The sequence below is a fragment of the Candidatus Saccharibacteria bacterium genome (assembly GCA_016789455.1).
Taxonomy (GTDB): Bacteria; Patescibacteriota; Saccharimonadia; order Saccharimonadales; family Saccharimonadaceae; genus CAIJKY01.
The window spans coordinates 479,316-502,483 of record JAEUQU010000002.1 but is presented as its reverse complement, the minus strand read 5'-3'; the positions used below and the strand labels follow the sequence as shown (position 1 = coordinate 502,483).

Sequence of the window (23,168 nt, the reverse complement as noted above, 5' to 3'; positions counted from 1 at the left end):
TAAGCACAAAAAATATGAATCCAGCCACATTCAAGACTGGAGCCGACGCCAGAGTCGCCCGATTATTTGTCGCGGTTGCCGCCAGCCTGATTGTCATGGTGACTGCGTATGTAGCAATTACAACATTTGCCGCCGGTCCGGTTGCCAGCGCTGAGGCCGAAAACGGCACCATTAGTGCCGGTGCCGATCAGATGCAGGACGGGAGTGCCTCGCAGAGTTCCGCGCTACTGTTCGGCCGGGTGTCGGCACCGGTGACGAATCCGTCGGCCGAGCCGTTGCCACCGGCGGATGTTGATCACCGCGAGTACATGCACGGCGTTGAGTTCGTCAAGACGGGCGGCCGGCACCTGCTGCTGTACGCCAGCAACCAGTATCCGCCCGTCAGCCCGGCTGGCGAGTGGGAGCATGACATTTTCTATTCCGAAATCAATCCTGCGGACCCCAACGGTTCATTCAGCCCAAAGCCGCTCGTTTCGGCGGTAACCGCCCAGGAACCGGCCAGCGGCGCCGTCAATAGCAACGGCAAGCTGCTGGTGACTTCGGAAGACGCACAGTTCAGTCCCGATCTGGATCAGACCTACGGCATCTGGGATGGCAACCTGGCCCCACTGGTACCCTACGGCGCCAAGCTGATGCCGCCACAGGGTGGCCATTCCGGACATGCCGCAGCCAGTGGAGATAAGTTTTTGGTCAGCTTCAGTGATGGCTGGGTGGACGGCGGCGGCGTCGACAACCTGGGAACCGGCGATGACATCTTCGGCAAGATCGTCAACGACGACGGCACGGCTGGACAGATAATCAATACGGCCGTCGGCACCGATAATCGTGATTGGTGGCCGATCGTGGCCGGTTCTGACACGGGCTGGCTGCAGGTCTGGCAGCGGTACGGTACCGCCGGAACTGGCGGTGGTACGGTCATGGGCGCGCTGATCGACCACTCAGGAGCCATCGTCAAAGAACTGCCGATCTACGACAACAACAAGTACTACTATTACGACGTCCAATACGTGCCTTCTTTGGGTGCCTATCTTGTCGTCGGGTCACAGAATACCGGCAGTAATGAAGGCGTCGCCGTGCTGGTCAGTAAGAGTGGCACTATCATCGCCTCCAAGACCGGCCTGCCCAGTACTGTCCGGGAAAGCCAGACGGTCGTCAGCGACGACGGCAAGACAGCGGTCTATACCGTACCCGGCACCGGCGTAGCCGTCCTCGACCTCACGTCCTCGGCCATTACGCTGCGCAAAGAGGTGCCGATTGACTGGAACTGGGACTACATGGGAACGGACGGTATATTCGTCGGCGGCGGCCGCGTGCTGTTCGCTACGGGCACCCAAGCGGGCATCCGCTTCATCACCGCGCAGCTGTGATAAGCATCATTGATTTGTCAACAGACAATAGCTGGTATACAGTAGAGTTATGTCCGCCACGACGCGTGCCGCAGTTGATAAGTTTTTCCGCCAGTACAGCGTGAAAAAGTACAAGAAGGGACAGGTTCTATTACTTAACAACGAGAACCCGAGCCGTATCTTTTACCTGCTCGAGGGCCGTGTCAAGCAATACGATATTTCGTATCGAGGCGACGAAATTATCGTCAATACTTTCAGGCCCTACACCTTCTTCCCGATGCTGAATGCCATCACGGGCTTTGATAACACCTATTGTTATGAAGCTGATACCGATATCGAGGTCATTGACGCACCGGTCGAAAAGGTGCTCGCACTGCTGCGCGAGGATTCTGACGTCGCTTTTGAGCTATTGACGCGCCTGTACATCGGCATGGATGGCATCCTGCGCCGCATGGTCCATATGATGGGTGGCAGCACTCGCGGACGCATCCTGCATGAGATACTGCTGGAAATCCGTCGCTTTGGCACCCCTGCCGCCGACGGCTCCTACGAGGTGCCTTTGACGGAAGGCGATATCGCCTCGCGCATCGGTCTCTCCCGCGAAACGGTCAGCCGCGAAATATCAAAACTCAAGCGCGAAAAGCTTATCCGTATGGGCACGCATATCATCGTGCCTGATGCTGACGCCCTGGAAGCAAAATTAGGCAAAAGTTTATAAATTATCCGTCCGCTCCTACTGCGGGGCGTGCCGCTGGTACTGCCGGGCGGCAAACAGATGCACCCCCACCGAAGCAAGCCAGAATACCACCGTCGCGGCAACAATCCCCATGACGACCGATGGCTGCCGTGAGAGCAGGCCGGCTATGGCCAACATGGAGCAGAGCGCCAGGTATGCGGCAGCAGCCAGCGACCAGCGGAAGCTCGGTTCCTCATCGTACAGGTAGCCAGTAGCGACGGCGAGGACGCTCAGGCTGAAAACTGCCAGTAGCGTCCAACGGACATCAGACAGAAGGGGCCACCACCCATGCAAGTAGGCTTGTAGGATAATAATCGCGCCGAGCGCCAAGACGCCGGTCACGCTGTCTCTGCTAGTAATAATCATGTTTACCCCTCCCATCTACTCCACCCTACTGCGTGGCAAGCAGTAACCGCGGAGCGGCCGGTGCCGTCAGTGTGCGGTGGATGATATCAGTGACCGTCTCTCGTGTCGGTATGATGCGGACCCGCAAGTGGCGCTTGCCAGGTTCAGGCAACTTGGAAGGCAGCAGGTAACTTTGCCACTCGTTGTCATCCACTTCAAGTTCCAGGTGCGGCAGATCGGCCAGTTGCGCCACGTTCTTGATGTTATATATCCGGTAGTCGCCGGCACTCAGCACGAACGCCGGTTGATGTTTGCGACCCGATGCTACCAGGATGCCGCCGATGTCGCCCAGCTCCAGCCAAGCGTACGCCTGGTCATCCAAGTACAGTATCTTGATATGCCGCTTTGTTTCGATAAGTTTATAATGCCCCACCCGTTCGATGCTGACCATGTATCCCCCTTATTGTTAATTTGCGTTGACTGTCTGTCTTATGTACCAGTAAAGCATCAGGTGCGGGTAAATGCGTCGTGTATGGTCAACCACGGCGAGTGATAAGCATCACAACCACTGGATTTATAGTCTGCTATGATAAAGAAATGGGGTCATAGACCCGATGGCCCTTTACTTTGATGCGGCCTACAAGTCTGAGTAAGAAATTACATACCGCCACGTCTGAGCCACGGCTATACTGACCGCATGAAGATCGGCTATCCTACCATCAACCTTGCGCTTGGCTGCACCAGCTCGCATACGTTCCGGCTGGCAGCCTTTAACGAAGAGCGACTGCTCGCCACTATCCAGCAGAATCTTGCTTGCCTGCGCGCCATGCTCGCATGGAATGTCGCCCATGGACTCTTGTTTTTCCGGCTGAGTTCCGGATTGGTGCCGTTTGCCTCGCACCCGGTCATGAATGTCGATTGGCAAACGGCCTTTGCTCGGGAGCTGGCGGATATCGGTGCATTTATCCGGGCCCATGACATGCGCGTATCCTTGCACCCTGGACAGTTCGTCGTCGGATGTAAAAATAATTACAGCGCCGTTTCCCGCCGGATGTTGTAATACTGCCATGACTGCGGGGCCCGGCCGCGCAGCCGCTACAACTAGACAAGGAGTATACATATGGGCGGAATCGTCTATGCAATCTTTGGTGTCATCGAGGCCATCGTGGCCTTGCGCTTCGTTTTTCTGCTGTTGGGTGCTAACCCGGAGAGCGCCTTCGTCAATCTAATCTACAGCCTGAGTTCGCCGTTGATGGCGCCGTTCGCGGGCATCTTCGGCTCGGCTTCAACCGTACCGACCGGTGCAGTCGTCCAAAGTGTCATCGACTGGGCGGCACTGGTAGCTCTGCTTATCTATGGTCTGATCGCTGGCGTCGTAGCCCGCTTCCTGGCTGGCAGGAGGGTGTAGATGATGGGCGGACCCTATGATTTCAGTTATTCTCTTCGTGTGAGGACGGGCTACCCTTCGGGGCCTCGCGGATAACCATCAACCCGGCCAGGATGCCGACGTGGATGACAAGTGCCAGTGAGGTATTGATAATGATGGTCGCCAGGCTGCCTTCATACCGTATGAGCGTCAGCAGGTAGATGAAGAAGATAATAGCCACGATCCGAATGGCGAAGCCTGCCTTATCTTCCAGTAGTCGTCGCCATGGCGTCCGCATGAAGTAGACGTAAAAGATGAAACAATGCAATGCCAGTAAAGCGCCGATGTACACCATGGCGAGGCCATGGTACTTAAAATAGACCAGTGGAATGAACAGCACTGTCCCCACGAACAGGATGGTCAGTTTGCGGATGAACAGGCGGCGGTCTATGGTGGTCAGGCGTAAAAGCATTACTGTTTAGCGTAGCAACTGGAATGGTGAGGCGCAAGTTTTTGCTATAATAAAAGCAATGGAACACCCCTACCAACTCGTCGCCTGCTTCGACATGCTGCCGCAGCCTGGCGACCGTGTCTACAACGGTGCGCAGGGCTGGTGCCCCCAAGTGGCTCTGAAGCGCCGCTTCTGGTTTGCTGATGGCAATGACCAGGCCGGCCTGCAGGCCATCGACCGCTTCATGCAGGCCGTCCATCCCTTCTCGTTGACGTTCGGTAATCGCGCCCAGCCCAGCTTTATGCCGGTCGAGGTAATCGAACTGAGCGATGCCGAGGCGGTGCGCCACTTCCACCTCTCCTTCATGTCGGCTATGGGCGACGCTATCACCAATAAGTTTCCGGAGCGTGAAAGCCTGGCGTTTTATCCGCACATGACTATCAGCTGGCAGGGCAAGCCGGTGGTAGACCCGGAGAAGTTCATTCATACCACCCACGTGGTAGCTACAATCTGGCTGTTGCAGCAGCAGCCAGAAATGGGCGACGACATCGTGCGGAAGGTATATCAACTCCGTTAGGCATCTGTATCTGGCGCCACGGCGGGCTATTTTCTGTGTGATAGTATAGTATTGACCGCACGTCAATTTCCTAGGAGGATCAATGACCGCCATATATGAGCGGTTGGGTATCGGCATGGCCTCGCCCAAGGAAAAGCCTCTGGGCGTCATCGTTGTCTGTGAGGCGATGGGCAGCTTCCTGTTCGGCCTCTCGGGCATCTACGCGGCGACCGAGGCGTATCTGGGCAACGCCGACACACTGACCGTGCTGTCGGCCTTCGGCTTCATGCTGCTGCTGATGGTCTGCCTGTTCGCGGGCGGCAGCGGGGCGCACCTCAACTGGATGGTCTCAGTGGCGATGACCTATCTGGGAGAGGTTTCCCTGCGCCAGCTGCCGGTGTACATCCTGGCGCAAAGCGTCGGGTTCGCTACGGCAGTTTACACGCTGCAGCTGGCGTACGGACCGTCCGGCAAGGAGGTGCTGGGTGCCAGCGCGCCGCAGTTGGCCGACGGTATCGGTCTTCTCGCCGGCATGTTCTGGGAGGGATTGGGCGGCATGGTGCTGATGCTTGGCATCCTGGCGGCGCTGTACGTGCCCAGGCTGGAGCCCATCGCGCCGCTGGTCATCGGACTGGCTGTCATGGCCGGTATCTGGGTCGCCTCCCGCTGGACCGGCGGCGGCATCAATCCGCCACGCGCGCTGGCACACTTCCTGGCGGGCGGCCAATGGCCGTCGCCTGATGCGGCACTGCTGGTGTACGTGGTGGGGCCGGTCATCGGCGGACTGCTGGGGGTGGTGATCTTCATGCAGGTCGCACGCAAGTCGTGAAGGACGAGGCCGTGGTCGGAGCTGGCAAGGTGCCGCTCCGGCCACGGCCGTTTCAATGTGCTACAATTGGCGTAATGGGTGAGCGGATAATAAACATCACGCGCGTGACTGCGTAGCTTTCATGGAATACGTCGTCGTCTCTTTGCTGCTGAATATGCTCCACGGCCTTTTTTTCCAGCCGCTACAGATTGCTGGCCAGGCAGTTTCGACGCCGTCACAAGCCGAGATGCTGCCGACGCAACTTATACCCGAGGATGATGACGGCGGCACCATCAAACCCTTTTTGACGCTGCCCTTCACTGAGAAAGACATGCCGCGAGACCAGATAAAGATTAATGAAGGCTGGTTCTACAGCGACCAGGAGCAATCTATCCATGGGCTGCCGCTGCACCGTGGTATCGATTTCAATGCCGCCCGCCACACGCCGGTGGTGGCCGCTGCCGACGGCTATGCCATCCGCAGTTACCAGGCATCAGTGCTGGACCGTACCTATGAGGGCAAGCCGGTCGGGTATGCGCTTGGCGAATTCGTGCAGATATGGCACCCGGACAGCGGCGTCTATACGTTGTACGCCCATCTACAGGAAGCGGAGGACGATTTGGCCTACGCTGTCAGTGAGCCGGTCAGCAACACGGCTTGGAACCCGACGGGCATCTATGTGAACACCGACGAGTTCATGCGGATCGCCACGCCGGTGAAGCGCGGCCAGGTCATTGGTACCGTGGGCGACAGCGGTATCACCTGGGGTTACACCGAGCGTTTTGATACCCAGAGCGGACATCTATATCAGCGCGATACGACGCTTGAGCCGTCGTGGGACGAGACACACCTGCATTTCGAGGTGTACACCCGTTCGGCGAACGGGCTGTTCAAGGATCTGCGCTTTGACCCGTACGGTATCTATGGCCAGGTCAAGCCTGACCATAATGACTATACGCAGGCACCGCTGGCTGCCACTTTATGGTTGCTGGATGACAAGCAGTTTCCGCGGTATCCATAAAACGTCCGGTAAGTAAAAACGCAGCCCTGGAGCTGCGTTTTTTTGTGACAAAACTACGTTAACGGCGTCGCCGCTGTTTGTCGATGACATCTTTCACTTCAGCCTGGGCGCGGTCGCGGCCCAACGCGACATCCTGCTTGACCTGTTGGCGCTGTTCCATGCCCTTGCGGTAGGCGTCTCCCAGCAACTGTGCGGCGACATCACGCCCACCAAGACCGAAGGCCAATGCCAGCCCAAGGGCGGCGGCACCCATCAGGGCGGCATAGGTGATGGTAACGATGGTCTCAGCAATGCCGAGCTGGTCCAGGATCATGAAGGTGGCGATACCCATGACGACGAACGGCACGGCGGTAGCGACAATCTTGCCGGTCGGCGTGTCGCCCAGTACCCGCATAGCGATGGTGCTGACGGCAGCAGCAACGGCACCGGCCACCAAAAAGATGAGCAGCGCGGCAAAGACGTTTGGTAGGTAGGCGTAAATCGCGGCGACGAAGTTGGTCAGCGCTGGAATACCCAGTACCGAGACTGCCAATGAGATGACACCCAGCATGACGGCCCAGTACAAGATTTTCGATAGGAATTTCTCCGGTTCAGGCACAGCCCGTTCCAAAACGCTGCCTCCATGCCCGGTGTGCAGCCGCTCGCTGAGTTCCAGCCGCGTCAGCAGTTTGCGCACCGCCGATGCCAGGACGGACGCGATGATAGATCCCAGTATCAGTACCAGCAGTGCGCCCGCCAGGTTCGGCAACCATGCCATGATGGTCTCGAAGAAGCGGTTAAGCCCTCGTGTCAGTGTATCCATGTATACTCCTTTGTTTACTCGTGTCCGTATTATGCGGAGCAGCCCGAACAAGTGTCTGTAAAAATTTTTATAAAACGTTGCAGTACTGCGGATGGCGTATAATACAGGCTGTATGCACACCCAAACAGATAGCCAGACAAAAAGCGGACAGCCCCAGGCTACAGCATCCCTCCCGAAACTGGCCGGCATATTTTTTCTAACCGTCCTGCTGGTGGGCCTGGTCTTATTCAACTTCCCTGCATTGTTCAGCAAACCGAGCCGTCTACTGAAAGTGACGGCCACCGACCATCACCAGCTAAGCGTCGCCCGCGGCGAAACGCCGTTTGCGGCAGCCGATATCGCCGCCATGTACCAGGGTGAAGACGTGGTGATGCTGCTGACGAAGGACGGCGCGGTGTATGCCAAGGGCAGCAACCGGTATGGCCAGCTCGGGCTCGGCTCCATCGGTGCCGCCAAGGATGAGCTGCACCAGGTCAGGCTTCCGCAGGGCACCAAGGTAAAGCAGCTCGATATCAAGCACAACCATGCCATTGTCCTGACCGACAAGGGTGAAGCCTGGACCTGGGGCATGAACATATCCGGCCAGCTTGGCACGGGCGACCGTCAGGATAACGCCACGCCGGTCAAAGTGCTCGACAAGGTACGGGATGTGGCTGCCGGGTACCGCTTCAGTGCCGCCGTGCGCACGGACGGTACGCTCTGGGCCTGGGGTATGAGCTGCGACCCGGCGACACCCGGGCTCGACACTATCATCGAGCAGTTCGCGCGTGATATCAGCGTTGGCGGCTCATATTTCAACGGCAAAGGCCAGGGGCCGGCCATGTACTGCATCGAAGAAAGTAATCTGCCGGTGGCCTCGCTCATACCCAAGCAGGTAGCCACTGACTTGCGCTTCACCAGCGTCTCTGGAGGCTACGGGCATATCGTCATGACTGATGACAAGCAGCAGGCCTGGAGCCTGGGCTGTAATGCCTGGGGTCAGCTTGGCCGCGGGCATTACCGCAACGATGACGGCACGCGCCGCATCACCAAGATTGCCTTTCCGGATGGTGTCAAGGTGGCCGATATTGATGCCGGTTTCCGCCACACCGTCGCCCTCGATACCGAGGGTGCCGTCTGGACCTGGGGCCATGACCTTCATGGTGCCGCCCTCAGCTACAAATCCAATCGAAATGATGTACCGGAAAAGCAGGCCGCCCCCGGCACAGTGACTCGCCTGCAGGCCGGCCATGACGAGACCGGCATCCTGGTGGGCGGATCCCTGTATCTGGCGGGCGATAACGATCAGGGCCAGATATCCCAGGAGGCGGCAAAACGCGGCGAAGCAGCCATCAGTTCGTTCACCAAAGTGTCCAAGCAAACAAATGTTAACGGTTTCAGTATCGGCTATCTCAGGCAGCTATACTGGTAAGGATCACCTATGTTCAGACGCAAATTTATCACCCGTAATATATTCCTGCTGGGATTGGTCTCGTTCTTTACTGATATGTCCAGCGAAATGCTGTACCCGGTCATGCCGCTGTTCTTTGCCAGCGTCGGCCTGAGCGCGGTTGCCATGGGCATGATCGAAGGCGTGGCCGAGGCGGTGGCCGGTATCAGCAAAAGCTTTTTCGGACATCTGGGCGATCGCCTGGGCCGGCCCGAGTGGTTCGTGCGCATCGGCTATGGCCTGTCGGCCGTCAGTAAGCCGCTGCTGGGGTTCGTTACCAGCCCGGCGGCCTTTATCGCCATCCGCAGCGCCGACCGCTTTGGCAAGGGCATCCGGACTGCCCCGCGCGATGCCATTTTGGCCGGTGAATCACAACAGAAGGTCCGTGGCCGCGTCTTCGGTTTCCATCGGTTCATGGACACCTTTGGCGCAGCAGTCGGTCCATTGCTGGCCTTGGTCATCATCGCGGTCTTCAGCTTGTACGATCAGCTCTCCGCAATCTTCATCTTTGCCCTGGTGCCTGGGCTGGCAGCGGTCGCGCTGACGTTCATGGTGCGTTCCCATGTCAAAAAACCGGTCGTGTCGCGGGCAGTGCTGCATGAGGCGATGCGGTCATATCTTGGCATCTTTAAGCCGGCGCTTTATACGCCGACCTATCGCAAATTGCTCGTCGGTTTGGTGCTGGTAGGCATTTTTAATAGCTCGGATGCTTTCCTGCTGCTCCGTGCCAGCGAGTTGGTCGGTAGCCGTCAGGAAATCTTCGGCTTTCCGATTGAGAATGCCATCATTGTCATCGGCCTGTACATCATCTTTAACATCGCCTACGCGCTGCTGAGTCTGGTGGTAGGGTCGCTGGCAGATGCACGCGGCTATCGCAACACGTTCATTGCCGGGCTGGTCGCCTTTGCCATTGCCTACAGTCTGTTGAGCCGTGAACTTTCCATCGGTGGTCTGCTGCTGGCCTTTGTCATCTATGCTTTGTTCGCTGCCGTCAATGACGGCCTGGTCAAAGCCTGGCTGAGCCGTCAATTACCCAAAGAGCGGCTGGGAACCGGCCTGGGCGTCGCCAACACGGTCATCTCGCTCAGTTTTCTGGTGTCCTCGGTCGTCACCGGTATCATTTGGGAGGTATTCAGCTCGAGTGCCGCCCTTTCGGTCATGGCGATTGGCATGATTGTGCCGATTGCCTATATACTGATGGTGATACCGCGGCGCGAGCCGGATGCAGGCCAGGCGACCTGATCCTGCCGGCGCTGCGATCAAAGCATATAACCAATATATAGGGTGGAACGACAGTGAAAAAGGGACCATTGGCAATCTTCGTCATCATCATGCTGGCACTTATCATCGGAGCCTGCTACCTGGGCTTCCAATATTTGAAAGAACAACAGGTGCGGCAGTTCCAGCAACCCGCCGGCACCACGAACCAGGGCATCCGACGGATTGATGTGACCGTCGCCGATAATAAGCTGAAGTCCGATGACGGCACCGACACCGTTACCGCCAGCCTGGGCGACCAGGTGCAGCTCAACGTCACAGGCGCCGGGCAGCAGCGCCAGGCCGAACTACACATTGATGGCTATGACTTACACACCAGTATTGAACGAGGCGGCTATAAAAGCCTGGAATTCGATGCCCATACCGCCGGCAGCTTCACAATCACTCTCCGTGATATCGTCCGCGGGCAGGATACTACTCCGCGTGTCGTCGGACAGCTGGTAGTCGAAGAGTAATGCGGCGGCTGTCGGGGCGCTGGCGTGCATCCATAGGGCGGGGCTTGCTGCTGATAGCGGCCGCCCTGAGTGTTGCTGCCCTGCCACTCCCTGCGTCCGCCCACAAGCCCGGACAGCCATCATTTTTAAAGATCAACGGTAAGTTTGTCGATTATTACCCGGTCGTCAAAGCCAAGCCGCAGCGCCTGGCCCTGCCGCAATCTATGGACGTCGACCATCACCTGCCAGGCCAGCCCGTCAGCTTTACCATAGATACCAGCCTGCTGAAGGTCGCGTATGCCGATGTCGATGACTCCAGCTTCAGCTGGGATTTCGGTGATGGCGGCACGGCCACGGGAGTGGAAGTTGGTCATGTGTATCAGAATCCGGGCAGTTATATCCTTTCCATCCATGCCGATTTTCCCGGCAAACCGCGGCAGCTCATAGAATCGACATCGATGCAGATATTCCCGGATGATGCGTTTGCGCTACCCCGCGTCAACATCAGCGTTAACGGCGAGAAGCACTTTAACGATACCGGTGAAATCACTATGCTTCCCGGCCAAGACTACCGTTTTGAAGCGGCGTTGAATACTGACGGTGTCGTACCCCAGCGGTTTGAATGGGACTTTGGTGATAAGCGGCTGCAACAAGGCCAATCAATCGAACGCAGCTTCCCGCCAAGCGTATATGAAGTGTTCCCGGTTGTCCGTGCTTATTTCTCGCAAGGCGGCGGTAATTTTTTTGTTGATAATGCGGTGTGGCTGAAAAACCCCGATGGTGTGCCGCCGCCCTCCAGTGCCGAAGAATCATCCGGCACCTACGAGCAGTTCAAGCGCCAGCTGGAGCGCGGCATCAGTGCCATCTACGACGAGGGACGGGTCAATCTGCCCCTGGTGGTGCTGGTGCTGTTGTTTGCAGTCATTGCCGGTTCCCTGCACTCTCTGACGCCCGGGCATGGCAAGGCGATACTGGCGGCGCTGTTGGTGGGCCGTGATGGCAAGAAGTATCGCGACTTGTTAATTCTGACTGCCTCTATCACAATCGCGCACACCCTGGTCATCTATGTTATTGGCTTTAGTTTTTTAGTGCTCAGTTCGCAGCAATCGGCCAACAGCCTGATTCCCTATTTTGAGGCTGCCAGTTTCGTTCTGGTGTTGATCCTGGCGCTCTACCTGATTTTTAGCGGTCTCCGGCGCTTGCATGCTGCGTACCGGCACCGCCAGGCCCATAAGCATGGCCATGATCACGGTCATGGCCCTGGACAGCATACCCATGAGCTACCGGCCAACAGCAAGCGCGACACCTGGAGCCTGATCCTGGCCGGCACCGGTGGCGGTATTGTCCCCTGCATCGACGCTCTGTCGCTGATGTTGCTTGCCATCAGTGTCGGCCACGTCGGCTTCGGGCTGGTGTTGGTGCTCTTTTTCAGCCTCGGCCTGGCTGGTACCATCGCCATTCTGGGCCTGTTCCTCATCGCTGGCAAAAAGCGCCTGCTTGCGAACGAAAAGCGCGCCCAGGCAATCGCCATCTATGCCCCGCTCGTCTCCGGCATCCTCATTTTGATCCTGGCACTCTTGACGCTGCGCTAGCCCGGTGGCCGACCGCAGCCATTATGATGCCGGCTGCGGTCGGCCACCGGGCGTCGCGCCATCCAAAGTGCCTATGTCGGGGTATGTGAAATCGGTCTATACCGATTTCAGCCTAACGCTTTAAGAGACTTCCAGTGGAAGTCTCTTAAAAAAGTGCCCCCGTCATAGGTGCTTTGGATGGCAAAAACCACCGACTAATGACAGGTATCACTGCCGGAATCCAGCGTCTGACCATCAACGGTGACGAATTTGTAATCGTAGCTGTTAGCCTTGAGGTCGAGCATCAGGACGCCGTGGGCGCTCGAATCATTAAACTCACGAGTGGCTGCAGTGTCGCCACCACTACCAAGGCTAGTGCCGCCGGTACCGATGACGAAGTTGCGGATGCCTCGCACTTCGTCGACTTCGCCGTTACTCTTAGATTTGGCAAAGCGTTCGTAAATATGGCTATGGCCCGTCAGGACAAGATCGGCACCAGCGGTGTAAAGCTCATCAAAGAACGGCGTCACCGAGTCGTCGTCGGAATGCGTGCCAGCCGAGAAGCGCGGTGTATGCCAGAAGGCCAGTGTACATTGTTTGGAGGCATTTGCCGCCAGGTCGCTCTTCAGCCAGGCCATCTGTTCACTGTCGCTGCTGTGGTTAATTTCTGAATTAAGCGAAATAAGATGCCAGTTGCCTATGTCGAATGAGTAGTATTCCTCGATGTTGTTCCAGTACTGGTAGTAACCTGATGCTCCGTCGGTGTAATATTCATGGTTGCCCGGCGTGGGTTTGGTCTTGTTTTTGAAGCGGCCCCAAGTAGGGTCATATTTTTCAGCGAACTCAGCGGAGGTGCCGCTTTCGTAGGCCAGGTCACCAAGCGCAAGCACTGTATTGATGGAGCTGTCGCCCATGATGATATCGCTCGTGGCCTGCTCGCCATTATTGTCGGCGATGTCACCGGCGGCAGCGATACGGATGGTCGCCTGGTCGCCAGGATCAGGACCACCGCCCGGGTCAGTGCTGTCGCCGACCTTGAACATGATCGCCTGGCTCTCCGAAGCGGTCGGGTCTTCGTATGCCATCGAGCTGTCGCTCAGCACGGCCTCTTCGCTTTCCAGCGAGGCAACCGGTCCGGCTGCCAGACTGACGATGACTGCGTAACCAATAATGGCTACCGCGCATCCCAGTGCGACGCTGACGATGACATTACGTCCGGAAGCGCTGGAAACTGATGCTGCGGTAGCCATGTATAGTAAGCCTTTTTTCGTGTTGCCTGTTACTGAATATCCACTCGTTGTTAGTTCTTAAGATACCACACTTGCCGGCAAAAAGCAGCGCTTATCTTGCAGATGAAGCTAGAAGTCTAAGGCGGTGTCCAGCTCGTCCAGGGCCTTGTCGTCAAGCTCCGCTGCTTCAAGCTTGGTCTCGACGGCTGTCAGGCCTTTGGCGTTCTCGATCTTGGGCTCGGTCATGGTATTCGCTTGCTGGGACTGCGTAGTATTTTCAGTGCTGGCGGTCTGCTGCGCCTGGGTCACGCGCCATACGGCGAAGCCGATGACGCCGACGATGACTACGACGATGATCAGTTCAATCAGGGCGAAGCCTTGGCTGCGGTGCGTCGGTTTGATGGAGGTGCGGGCGCTCATTACTGCTGGGCTCCTTCCTGGGATGTTTCAGTCTCTTGTTCTGGTTTCGATTCAGTAGCATCGTCGCTTGGCAATGAGCTTTTTACGGCTTTTACCAACGCTTTGATGGTGGTGCGGTATTGCTTCAGTGATTCTTTGGCGGCCTTATACTTTTCGCGGATAGCCTGCGCTTGTTCCCGTGGCCGTTCGCCGGCGCAGTCGACTTCGGGCGTGGTCTGGGCATTGCTGATGGCGACCTGGGTGGCAGCCTCCGCTTCGTCGACGGCCTTGGTCAGTGTCTCGTAGTCGGCGATCGTCAGGCCTTCGGTGCTGACGAATTCTTTGACGCGGAGGTATATCTCGGTGAAGCGCTCATAGTGCTTGGTAAGCTTGCCGCTGATTTCGGCTGCGTGCTTGCGGATGGCAGTCTTGCGCTGCTCGCACACCTGCTGACGGTCTTTGTCGAGCGGGCCGCTCTTGACGCCGGTGGCGCGGGTGGTCTCGCCGTCGCCCGGACGAGGCTTGGTGCTGTTGCCGCTGCCCGAATTCACACTGCCCGGGCCTGAGTTGCCGCCGTTCGGCCGGTTGGAGCCGCTATTGCCGCCGTCATCCCGGTCGTCGTCTTCCTGGTGACGCAGTTCATCTTCGTGCTCCTGACCTTCTTCGTGGTGCATGCGCGTGGTGTTGCCGGAGCCGTTGCTGCCGCTGCCTTCTTCGGCGCGCGCGGCGCTGGTTCCCAATAGTAATATGAAGCCGGTTAGCATCAGGATGCCGCCGACCACAAAGGTGCGTACCATTTTGTTCATTGTTATAACCCTTTTTGTTTTTTTAGGATACTATCTTTATAGTACGGCATATGGCCGCGGTTGTAAACTGAAAAATTACAACGGGCTGTTCCCTGTTACGCGCGCTAGCGCTTGACGCGCATCGCCCGCTTAAAGCGTTTCTCTGCCGTCTCGTCGACGAAGCGCACTATCGGCCCGTAGACGATCTTGAAGCTCTTGTTCTCTTCATCAATGCTCTTGAGCGTATCGACGAAAAAGTTCTCTATCACCCACTCCCGTCCCGGAATCGTCTGCCCGACGATGGAGATGCGCCACAGGTTTTTGGCCACTTCCTCGACTTCCTGGATGCGCATCGGCGTCGCCAGCATGGTCGGTCCGCGGTCAAGTGTCTTCATCAGCTCCTCGATGGCCTTGCGGGCCGGGTCGAGTTTGTCGACGAAGACATCGATCATCTCGGTGCGGACGCCGCGTGGCGTGACGATGACGCCCAGGATATGCTGGTTGTGGATATGGGTCACCTCGCCTGAGATCAGCCGTACCTTGGTCGATCGTAGCGTCATACGCTCGACGACGCCCTGTATCTCGGCAAAAGGAATCACCCGGATGTGGTCGCCAACATTGAACCACTGCTCGATGATCATGGTGATGCCGGCCGTGATGTCACGCAGCAGGATACCCAATGACGCACCGGCGGTTACGGCGAAGATGGTACCTGCACCGATGGCTGTGGCCGTGTTCGTCCCGTCACTGGTCTTTGGTGCGACGATGTACCAGGCGCCCAGTACCGCTGTCACTACGATGACAAAACGCATCAATGCGATAAAGACGCTCAGGTATGTCTCTACCCGCCGCAGCTGCACGAAACGTTCTTCGGAGCTGGCGTTGTCCGCTTCGACCGCCACTTGCCGGGCGATCCAGACGACGATCTTTGCGAGCACCTTGCTGACAAGGTAGGCCGTCAGGCCGGCCACCAGGAAGACGACGATGACCTTTATGATCTCATTGTCGCCCAGCCATGTCTGGCCGATCAGGTGGTTGATCTTCTCGCGAGTGCCCGTTACGTTTTCTGGTATATCAAATATGCTGAACACTGATTGCCTTTTTTGTATTACGTACTTCTTGCTTCCATTCTAGTACATCGTCCGTGGCCTGTCATGCGCCAGTTGCGGCCGGTTTCATTAAATCGCTTTAAAATATAGCGCGAGTCATAGTATAATAAGCCCAGCAATACCGGTACTGGCCCCGCCTTTCCACCGGTAGGCTTTTACAAACTGTACAACCATCTGGCAACGGCCGGTCCTTCCGCCCGTCGCCTACTCGCCTCTTTGGCAAGACACTACCTATTTATTACCCTTATATCTTCTAGGAGTCTCTTATGGTTACAAAAGTACAGGAAAGCGTAAAAGTCTTAACCGCCTTCGACGACCGGCGTCTGGCCGCCCGGCCCATCCAGATGGTCTGGAATGAGCGGGCCTACCGCCTTGGTCCGGTCGACTTTCTGCACGCCACTCAAAAAGGCGTGGAGCGCATCTATCATTTCTCTCTCAGCGAGGCTGCCGGCAGCATGTACATGAAGCTGGCCTTCCACTCCCACAGCATGGTCTGGATCCTTGAGGAGATTGAAGAAGATGGCGGCCGCTAGTACCACCCCGCCGCCCGCTGCCCGCCGGACGACCGTGCTCGACCCGGGGTACAATACCGCCGCGCCCCTCACCATGCACATCGACCTTAACTCCTGCTTTGCCACCATCGAGCAGCAGGCTAACCGCCGCACCCGTGGCCGGCCGGTGGCGGTGGCGGCGTACATGAACCGTAATGGTATGATCCTGGCCGCCAGCTACGAGGCCAAGGCCTGCGGTATCGTGCTGGGTACGCGGGTCAGTGAGGCGCTGAAGCTCTGCCCCGGCATTTACATCGTCGAGCCCGACCCGCCCAAATACCGCGAAGCCCACCGCCGCTTCCGCGAGGTGTTGGAGACGTATACCAGCGATGTCACCCCCAAGTCCATCGACGAGTTCGTCGTCAACTTCGAAGGCTCACCTGCCATCCAGCGCGGCAGCACCATGGAGGAGATCGGCTACGCCATCAAACAGGACATCTACGCCCATGTCGGTGAGGCCGTCCGCTGCAATGTCGGCATCGGCCCCAACCGCTTCCTGGCCAAGCTGGCGGCCGGGCTGCATAAGCCGGACGGCCTGGACCGCATCGATGCGGGCAACCTGGAGCAGACCCTGGGCACCGTCAGTCTCATGGATCTGCCCGGCATCAACCGCCGCTTCTCAGCCCGGCTGCGGGTGGCGGGCATTGGCAACCCGGTCGACTTCCTGCATGCACCGCGCTCACTGTTGCGCGGCCAGGTCTTCCACGGCATCGTCGGCCACTACTGGTGGCTGCGGCTGCGCGGCTGGGAAATCGACGACGAACCGACCAAGCGCAGCACCATCGGCCACCAGTATGCCCTGCCCCGTCAGGAACGTGACCCGCTCAGCATCCAGGCGGTCCTGGCCAAGCTCTGCGAAAAGGCCGGCCGGCGTCTGCGCAATAAGGGGCTGGTGGCCCGCGGCATCCATCTGAGCGTCCGTACCATCGAGTATGAATACTGGGGTCAGAGCATGAGCCTCGACATCCAGCTCTACTCCACTGCCGATATCTTCAAGTACGCCCGGCGGCTGCTGAGCATGGCGCCGGACTGCGAGTATACCCTCATCGCCATCGGCGTCCATGATTTCGCCCCGTCCAACCCCGAGCAGCTCTCCTTCTTTGATGGTGAGCGCCACATAAGCCGCGGACGCGACATCGCCGAAGCCATGGACGCCATCAATGACCGTTACGGCGAGTTCATCGTCCGCACGGCCGCCATGATGGGTGCCGAGGGCAGCGCCCGTGACGCCATCGCCTTTGGCAATCTGGAGGATATGGAACCGACAGCATTCATTGAACCACAGGAGGTCATTTATGAATAAGCCCGAACGGATCAGTACTATCTTGGAGCGCCATTATGACGCCATTGAGTGGCGCCGCTCACTGCGGCACCTTCACACCATACGGTAAGGAGATGAAATAAAAGTGAAACCCCGCCAGCAGCGGGGCCCACTTGGTGCGTGGACTCCGCGCTGTGCGGGGTGGTACCGGATTACTCTCCGGCGATGAGCTGCGCGACGCGCTGCCAGGCGGCTGCGTAGGACTTGACGAGGTCGTAGTACCTCCTGTCGGAGGGCTTCAGGTCCGTCATGCAGTTGCTGTCCAGGAAGGCCGCGAGGACCTTGTCGAAGAACGCGATGTCCTCCGCCAGCAGCTCGCCGATGATGTGCCGTTCACTGCGCCCGTCGAGGCTGGCCTTGCTCACGTCGTGGTAGCGATTGCGCAGCCGGCTGCAGACCTCGTCGACGTTCTGCCCGGGCATCTCCAGCCGCTGCCCGGCCAACGCCGGGAAGTCCGGGCGGACCCGCTCGAGCGTGTAGTACAGGTCGTTGAGCAGCAGCGTGACGGTGATGGTGCTGCCGTGGAACTCGAGGTTCACGACCTGGGGCGTCAGGCACGCCTCGGGCGCGGGGTCCAGGGCGACGATGGCGTCGGGGTTGGCGGTCAAAAGAACCACTCCTTGGGGTCGGGTGTCAGCGAAAGTGCGGAAACAGAGTTCGACAACCTATACATTATATCACAAAAAACTAAATAAGTCAATATACAACAACAATAAGGACTTCACTGGTTATGGCAAAACGAACTCAACCGAAATCACCACACACAGCACCAAAAGCGCCCGTAAAGACTGCCCAAACACCTTCCGCGCCCATGTCTCGTCTGCCTGGGCACTGGCAGTGCGGCTGCGTAATCCCTGCAGCGCCAGCCGCGCCCACAGCAGACTGATGACCGACATCGCTCCTATGAACACGAAGCCTGCCCCGCCAACAGCCCACAGCCCCACACAGGCCAGCCAGAACAATATGATATAGACCGCGATATACTGTTTTACTACCAGCCGGCTTTTCACCACCGCCAGTACCGGCAGCTCAGCCTGGGCGTAATCGTTGCGCCGGAACAAGGAAATGGCATAGAAATGTGGCATCTGCCAGGCCGTCATGATGGCAAAGAGCAGCCAGGCGGTCAGGTCGAACTGGTTAGTGGCGGCGGTATACCCCACCACGATCGGCATCGAGCCGGAAATGCTGCCCACCAACGTACCGTGTACGCTCCGCCGCTTGGAAACGCCATACAGCACCACGTAGACAAACCAGCCGATGGCCGCCAGGTACAAGGCCCAATACGTCGTGTACTTATACAGCAGACTGAAGCCGATGACGCCCAGGATGGTCCCGAACACCAACGCCGCCGTCCCGCTGACCTCCCCGCTGACCAGCGCCCGCCCTTTGGTGCGCAGCATCTTGGCGTCAATGCCCTGGTCAAGATAATTATTGAAGACGCAGGCCGAAGCGATGACCAGCGAGATGCCGAACAACATAGCTGCGAAGACACCGAAATCAACCACGCCGGCCGCGCCCAGGAAGAAGCCGCCCACCGCCGACAGCGCATTGCCGTACACGATGCCCGGCTTGGTCAGCAGATAATAATTTTTCACATGAAAACCTTTAGCATTATCTGTCAAGACGGCTAAAAGCCCCTGTCGTTCTGTTTGCGCATGTAATCATCCATCTCATGCGGCATCATGTTGTAATTGAGGTGCCCCATGATCCAGATCGAGCCGATGACCACGATAACCACCACCACGACCGCAAAGAAGAAAGCCATAAGGTTCCAGCGTGGCCGCGCCTCCCGCCCCAGGTGCAAAAAGTAGACAAGCTGCACCAGCAGTTGGCAGACCGCCAATCCGGACAGGATGAAGACCAGGCCCCAGTATGAAAGTGATCGTCCGCCATCGGCTTGGCCGGTTACCAAAAAATATGCGGCCAGGGTCAGGGCCAACGACATAATGAAACCGACGACGTACTTGCCGGCCGAGACTTTAGTCTCGTCCTCGATTGCCGGTGGGCTCTGCAGTGTCTTGCTCATGCTATAAGGCTCCCATTAGGTAGACGAAGGTGAAGATGAAGATCCAGACGATATCCAAAAAATGCCAGAACAGGCCGAACAGTATCAGCCGCTTGCCCGCCATGGGTGTCAGGCCGCGCCGGATGATCATAAAGCCCAGTACGGCGGCCCACAGCAGGCCGGTGGCAATATGCAGTCCGTGCGTCCCCACCAACGTGAAGAAGGCGGAGAGGAAGCCGCTGCGCTGCCAGCTGTTGCCCTCATGTATCAGCTCATTGAATTCGTAGAGCTCCATACTCAGGAATGCGGCGCCAAGCGCCATGGTGACACCCAGCCATAGCAGTACCAGCTGGCGCTTGCGGGCCTGCAACGCCACCAGGATCAAGCCGCTGGTAAAGCTGCTGGTCAGCAGGATAAGTGTCTCAACAAGCACGAACGGCAGACTGAACAGCTCTTTCGCGCCGGGACCGCCAAAGGTGTTGCCTTGCAGTACGGCGTAGGTGGCAAACAAGGTGGCGAACAGCACGCAGTCAGTCATCAGGTATATCCAGAAACCCAGGGAGACCTTGGCGGCATCCTGCCCGTGTCCGTGCTGATGGTTGCCGACGTGCTGTGGGCCGGCGAGTGTGGCGGCGCGGCTCATGACTTCCCTCCTGCCCGGCGGGCTTTTTCGATAGTGGTGACTTCGGCGGCGGTGATAGTGTATTCGGTCTCCGTGTCGAAGCTGCGGATGATGATCAGGCAGACGAGGGCCGCAAACGCGATGATAGCCAGCCACCAGATGTGCCAGATGATGGCAAAGCCGAAGACGAAGGCAGCGCCGCCGATCATCGGTCCGAAGCCGGAATTGCGGGGCAGCTCGATGTCCTCGTAGTGCGTCGGCGGTTTTTTGCCGGCCTCCTTCATTGCCCAGAAGGCGTCGCGGTCAGTGACGGCCGGGATGACGGCAAAGTTATAGCTTGGAGCCGGAGAGCTGGTGGCCCACTCGAGCGTGCGGCCGTCCCACGGGTCGCCAGTGGTATCCAATTGCTGCTTGCGCTTCCAGACGCTGTAGGCGACCTGGAGTACCTGCAGGCCGACGCCCAGCAGGATGACCGCCACGCCGCAGGCAGCGACGATAAACAGGCCTTGCCAGCCTAACGAGGCGTCGTAGTGGTCGAGGCGACGGGTGGCGCCCATCAGACCGAGCGCGTAGATTGGCATGAAGGCCAACAAAAAGCCAATCAACCAGCTCCAAAAGGCTGCCTTGCCGATTTTCTCGTTGAGCGAAAAGCCAAAGACCTTAGGGAACCAATAGGTAATGCCGGCGAAGTAGCCGAACAGCACGCCGCCGATGATCATGTTGTGGAAATGCGCCACCAGAAACAGGCTGTTGTGGACCTGGAAATCGATGGCTGGCACGGACATCAGCACACCGGTCGCCCCACCGATGGTGAAGGTAGTGACAAAGCCCATGAACCACAGCATCGGCGTTGTAAAGCGGATGCGCCCGCGGTACATGGTGAACAGCCAGTTAAAGACCTTCACGCCGGTCGGCACGGCAATGACCGCCGTCATGATGCCAAAGAAGGTGTTGACACTGGCGCCGCCGCCCATCGTGAAGAAGTGGTGCAGCCAGACGATGAATGACAGGAAGGTGATGGCACCGATGGCCCAGACCATCGACATGTAGCCGAAGAGCCGTTTGCGTGAGAACGTTGCCACGATCTCTGAAAAGATACCAAAGGCTGGCAGAATCAGGATATACACTTCCGGATGGCCCCAGGCCCAGATAAGGTTGATGTACATCATCGGATTGCCGCCGAAGTCGGAAGTGAAGAAGTGCGTGCCAATCAGCCGGTCAAGCGACAGCATGGCGAGGGTTGCGGTCAGAATCGGGAATGCGAACAGTACCAGCAGCATGCTGCCCAGTACGCTCCAGGCAAAGATGGGCATCTTGCGCAGCGTCATGCCCGGTGCGCGCATCTTGAGGATGGTCACCAGGAAGTTAATGCCGGAGAGCAGGCTGCCGACGCCGGCGATCTGCAGGCTCCATATCCAATAATCCACCCCGACTCCCGGGCTGTCTGCAATGCCCGAGAGCGGCGGATAGGCCAGCCAGCCGGTGGCAGCGAATTCGCCGATGATCAGCGAGATATTCATCAGTACGAAGCCGGCGGCAAACAGCCAGAAGCTGATGGAATTCAGGAATGGAAAGGCGACATCACGCGCGCCTAGCTGTAATGGCAGTATCAGGTTGATGAGGGCGAACATGATGCCCATGGCCACGAAGAAGATCATGATGGTGCCGTGTGCCGTGGCAATCTGCTGGAAGTGATCGGCCGTCAAAGGACCGCCGCCACCGGCTGCCACAGCCTGTTGGGTGCGCAACAGGACGGTGTCCATGATGCCGCGCAGCAGCATCAGCACGCCGATGACGCCGTACATCAGGCCGATGCGTTTAGGATCGAGCGATGTCAGCCACTCTTTCCAGAGCCAGGTCCAGCGCTTGAAATAAAACAGGGCGGCGACTGCCAGCAGCCCGCCACCGGCCATGGTGACGGCACCGCCAAGCACAATCATGTCATGGGGTAGCGCGTCGAGGGAGAGTCGTCCTAGCATCAGTGGTGTTCCTTTTCCGGGGTTACTTTTGTGTGGCTGTGGTATTCGTCGGCTGACTGGCTGCCGTGATCGTGCTGGCGGCCGCCGGATTGCTTGTGGCTGTGCTTGGCGGGTGCCGTCACCTCATGCCCGCCTGGATGCATATACTTGGCCAGGATGGTGTCGTAAAGGTTGTCGGTGCCAAGTGAATAGTAGCGTGGCGACTCCACTGTGCCTGGTCTGGCCAGCGTGCTGTAGCTGCGGACACTGAGGCGTTCATTATTCTGGCGGACGCCACGTGCCCAGGCGTTCAGCTCGGAGGGACTGATCGCTTCAACCGAAAAATGCATGTCGGCAAAGCCTTCGCCGCTGATATTGGCAGAGGAACCGCGGAACGTCCCCTTCTGGTCGGCAATCAGGTGCAGCTTCGTGTTCATGCCGGCCATGGCATAGACCTGGCCGCCGAGCCGGGGAATCCAGAAAGAGTTCATGGGTGCGTCGGAAGTCACGTCAAACTCGACGGGGCGGCCGACAGGAATCTTAAGATGGTTGACCGACGCGATGTCCTGTTCGGGGTAGATAAAGAGCCACTTGTACTTCATAGCGACCACCTGCACCCTGAAGGCTTCCTTGTTGCTGGCCAACGGTTTGTAGGGGTCGAGATTGTGGCTGCTGGTCCAGATCATGACTGACAGCACGCCGATGATGACCAGTGGGATGCCCCACCAGACGGCCTCCATGCGCTTGTCGCCGTCCAGCTCCGGATGGTAGCGCTCGGCCGACTTTGGGTTGGTTTCGCGGTAGCGCCAGGCAATGGTAAAGGCCAGGACGAACACCGGGATGACGACGATGAGAATCAGCAATGTGGCGTACAGCAGCAGGTCGCGCTGCTGGGCTGCTATCTGACCCGCCGGTTGCAGCACTGCGATTGACTTCCCTTGCATCAGCACCCCGATCACGACGAATATGAGGGGGATGACCACCCAGGGAATGATTTTTGCGATTTTATACATCTGTCACCTTTATCTCTTATGCTCTTAAGATAT

At 58.0% G+C, this 23,168-nt stretch carries 27 protein-coding genes; 13 read left to right on the top strand and 14 right to left on the bottom strand.

Annotated features, from left to right (window positions below):
• Positions 1-14: 14 nt before the first annotated feature.
• Positions 15-1,367: a hypothetical protein gene (locus JNJ66_03735; GenBank protein MBL8159542.1), complete on the top strand. Its 1,353-nt coding sequence runs from the start codon at positions 15-17 to the stop codon at positions 1,365-1,367.
• A 49-nt stretch (positions 1,368-1,416) separates the two neighbouring features.
• Entirely contained in the window at positions 1,417-2,064 is a 648-nt protein-coding gene (locus JNJ66_03730; GenBank protein ID MBL8159541.1) for a Crp/Fnr family transcriptional regulator, read from the top strand.
• A 15-nt stretch (positions 2,065-2,079) separates the two neighbouring features.
• Here JNJ66_03730 and JNJ66_03725 read toward each other — a convergent pair whose 3' ends face one another.
• Positions 2,080-2,448: a hypothetical protein gene (locus JNJ66_03725; GenBank protein MBL8159540.1), complete on the bottom strand. Its 369-nt coding sequence runs from the start codon at positions 2,446-2,448 to the stop codon at positions 2,080-2,082.
• Positions 2,449-2,473: 25 nt separating this feature from the next.
• Entirely contained in the window at positions 2,474-2,878 is a 405-nt protein-coding gene (locus tag JNJ66_03720; protein ID MBL8159539.1) for a hypothetical protein, read from the bottom strand.
• 246 nt (positions 2,879-3,124) lie between these two features.
• Here JNJ66_03720 and JNJ66_03715 point away from each other — a divergent pair, with 246 nt between their 5' ends.
• Both JNJ66_03715 and JNJ66_03710 read left to right on the top strand, forming a co-directional pair.
• Complete coding sequence (locus JNJ66_03715) at positions 3,125-3,487, top strand: hypothetical protein (GenBank protein ID MBL8159538.1); 363 nt, start codon at positions 3,125-3,127, stop codon at positions 3,485-3,487.
• Between the two features lie 60 nt (positions 3,488-3,547).
• Complete coding sequence (locus JNJ66_03710) at positions 3,548-3,835, top strand: YggT family protein (GenBank protein MBL8159537.1); 288 nt, start codon at positions 3,548-3,550, stop codon at positions 3,833-3,835.
• Positions 3,836-3,857: 22 nt separating this feature from the next.
• Here the strand turns inward: JNJ66_03710 and JNJ66_03705 are convergent, their stop codons facing one another.
• Positions 3,858-4,265, bottom strand: coding sequence for a hypothetical protein (locus JNJ66_03705; protein ID MBL8159536.1), 408 nt, complete (start codon positions 4,263-4,265; stop codon positions 3,858-3,860).
• A 58-nt stretch (positions 4,266-4,323) separates the two neighbouring features.
• Here JNJ66_03705 and JNJ66_03700 point away from each other — a divergent pair, with 58 nt between their 5' ends.
• The 3 genes from JNJ66_03700 (at position 4,324) to JNJ66_03690 (ending at position 6,629) form a co-directional block, all read left to right on the top strand.
• Positions 4,324-4,821: a hypothetical protein gene (locus JNJ66_03700; protein ID MBL8159535.1), complete on the top strand. Its 498-nt coding sequence runs from the start codon at positions 4,324-4,326 to the stop codon at positions 4,819-4,821.
• Between the two features lie 82 nt (positions 4,822-4,903).
• On the top strand, positions 4,904-5,629 hold the full coding sequence (locus tag JNJ66_03695) for an aquaporin (GenBank protein MBL8159534.1): 726 nt from the start codon (positions 4,904-4,906) through the stop codon (positions 5,627-5,629).
• A gap of 121 nt (positions 5,630-5,750) precedes the next feature.
• The gene (locus JNJ66_03690; GenBank protein ID MBL8159533.1) at positions 5,751-6,629 is read left to right on the top strand and encodes a M23 family metallopeptidase; all 879 of its coding nucleotides are present in this window, start codon (positions 5,751-5,753) and stop codon (positions 6,627-6,629) included.
• 58 nt (positions 6,630-6,687) lie between these two features.
• Here JNJ66_03690 and JNJ66_03685 read toward each other — a convergent pair whose 3' ends face one another.
• Positions 6,688-7,431, bottom strand: a complete 744-nt coding sequence (locus JNJ66_03685; protein ID MBL8159532.1) for a hypothetical protein — start codon at positions 7,429-7,431, stop codon at positions 6,688-6,690.
• A gap of 112 nt (positions 7,432-7,543) precedes the next feature.
• On the opposite strand from JNJ66_03685, the gene JNJ66_03680 reads away from it, so the two are divergent.
• From JNJ66_03680 to JNJ66_03665, 4 genes are read left to right on the top strand one after another with little or no spacing between them, the layout of a single operon-like run.
• Positions 7,544-8,842, top strand: a complete 1,299-nt coding sequence (locus tag JNJ66_03680; GenBank protein ID MBL8159531.1) for a hypothetical protein — start codon at positions 7,544-7,546, stop codon at positions 8,840-8,842.
• A 9-nt stretch (positions 8,843-8,851) separates the two neighbouring features.
• Positions 8,852-10,102, top strand: coding sequence for an MFS transporter (locus tag JNJ66_03675; protein MBL8159530.1), 1,251 nt, complete (start codon positions 8,852-8,854; stop codon positions 10,100-10,102).
• Positions 10,103-10,155: 53 nt separating this feature from the next.
• The gene (locus tag JNJ66_03670; GenBank protein ID MBL8159529.1) at positions 10,156-10,593 is read left to right on the top strand and encodes a hypothetical protein; all 438 of its coding nucleotides are present in this window, start codon (positions 10,156-10,158) and stop codon (positions 10,591-10,593) included.
• Positions 10,593-12,164, top strand: coding sequence for a PKD domain-containing protein (locus JNJ66_03665; protein ID MBL8159528.1), 1,572 nt, complete (start codon positions 10,593-10,595; stop codon positions 12,162-12,164). The genes JNJ66_03670 and JNJ66_03665 overlap by 1 nt, the downstream gene beginning before the upstream one ends.
• Positions 12,165-12,358: 194 nt before the next feature.
• Here JNJ66_03665 and JNJ66_03660 read toward each other — a convergent pair whose 3' ends face one another.
• From JNJ66_03660 to JNJ66_03645, 4 genes are all read right to left on the bottom strand, one after another.
• Complete coding sequence (locus JNJ66_03660; protein MBL8159527.1) at positions 12,359-13,393, bottom strand: metallophosphoesterase; 1,035 nt, start codon at positions 13,391-13,393, stop codon at positions 12,359-12,361.
• A 108-nt stretch (positions 13,394-13,501) separates the two neighbouring features.
• Positions 13,502-13,792 (bottom strand): prepilin-type N-terminal cleavage/methylation domain-containing protein, encoded by a 291-nt coding sequence (locus JNJ66_03655; protein ID MBL8159526.1) that lies wholly within the window; start codon positions 13,790-13,792, stop codon positions 13,502-13,504.
• Positions 13,792-14,577, bottom strand: a complete 786-nt coding sequence (locus tag JNJ66_03650) for a hypothetical protein (protein MBL8159525.1) — start codon at positions 14,575-14,577, stop codon at positions 13,792-13,794. The genes JNJ66_03655 and JNJ66_03650 overlap by 1 nt, the downstream gene beginning before the upstream one ends.
• Positions 14,578-14,681: 104 nt before the next feature.
• Entirely contained in the window at positions 14,682-15,647 is a 966-nt protein-coding gene (locus JNJ66_03645) for a mechanosensitive ion channel family protein (GenBank protein ID MBL8159524.1), read from the bottom strand.
• A 284-nt stretch (positions 15,648-15,931) separates the two neighbouring features.
• Here JNJ66_03645 and JNJ66_03640 point away from each other — a divergent pair, with 284 nt between their 5' ends.
• Both JNJ66_03640 and JNJ66_03635 read left to right on the top strand, forming a co-directional pair.
• Entirely contained in the window at positions 15,932-16,198 is a 267-nt protein-coding gene (locus JNJ66_03640) for a hypothetical protein (GenBank protein ID MBL8159523.1), read from the top strand.
• Complete coding sequence (locus JNJ66_03635) at positions 16,185-17,519, top strand: hypothetical protein (protein ID MBL8159522.1); 1,335 nt, start codon at positions 16,185-16,187, stop codon at positions 17,517-17,519. Before JNJ66_03640 ends, JNJ66_03635 begins: the two co-directional genes overlap by 14 nt.
• Before the next feature lie 170 nt (positions 17,520-17,689).
• On the opposite strand, the gene JNJ66_03630 is transcribed toward JNJ66_03635, so the two are convergent.
• The 6 genes from JNJ66_03630 to cyoA form a co-directional block, all read right to left on the bottom strand.
• Positions 17,690-18,145 carry a hypothetical protein gene (locus tag JNJ66_03630; GenBank protein MBL8159521.1) on the bottom strand — a complete coding sequence of 152 codons (456 nt, stop codon included), beginning with the start codon at positions 18,143-18,145 and terminating at the stop codon, positions 17,690-17,692.
• A 120-nt stretch (positions 18,146-18,265) separates the two neighbouring features.
• Positions 18,266-19,132, bottom strand: a complete 867-nt coding sequence (cyoE, locus tag JNJ66_03625) for a protoheme IX farnesyltransferase (protein ID MBL8159520.1) — start codon at positions 19,130-19,132, stop codon at positions 18,266-18,268.
• 32 nt (positions 19,133-19,164) lie between these two features.
• On the bottom strand, positions 19,165-19,563 hold the full coding sequence (gene cyoD / locus JNJ66_03620; protein ID MBL8159519.1) for a cytochrome o ubiquinol oxidase subunit IV: 399 nt from the start codon (positions 19,561-19,563) through the stop codon (positions 19,165-19,167).
• Position 19,564: 1 nt separating this feature from the next.
• The gene (gene cyoC, locus JNJ66_03615; GenBank protein ID MBL8159518.1) at positions 19,565-20,185 is read right to left on the bottom strand and encodes a cytochrome o ubiquinol oxidase subunit III; all 621 of its coding nucleotides are present in this window, start codon (positions 20,183-20,185) and stop codon (positions 19,565-19,567) included.
• Positions 20,182-22,143: a cytochrome o ubiquinol oxidase subunit I gene (gene cyoB, locus JNJ66_03610; GenBank protein MBL8159517.1), complete on the bottom strand. Its 1,962-nt coding sequence runs from the start codon at positions 22,141-22,143 to the stop codon at positions 20,182-20,184. The genes cyoC and cyoB overlap by 4 nt, the downstream gene beginning before the upstream one ends.
• Positions 22,143-23,135, bottom strand: coding sequence for a ubiquinol oxidase subunit II (gene cyoA / locus JNJ66_03605; GenBank protein MBL8159516.1), 993 nt, complete (start codon positions 23,133-23,135; stop codon positions 22,143-22,145). Before cyoA ends, cyoB begins: the two co-directional genes overlap by 1 nt.
• Positions 23,136-23,168 lie beyond the last annotated feature (33 nt).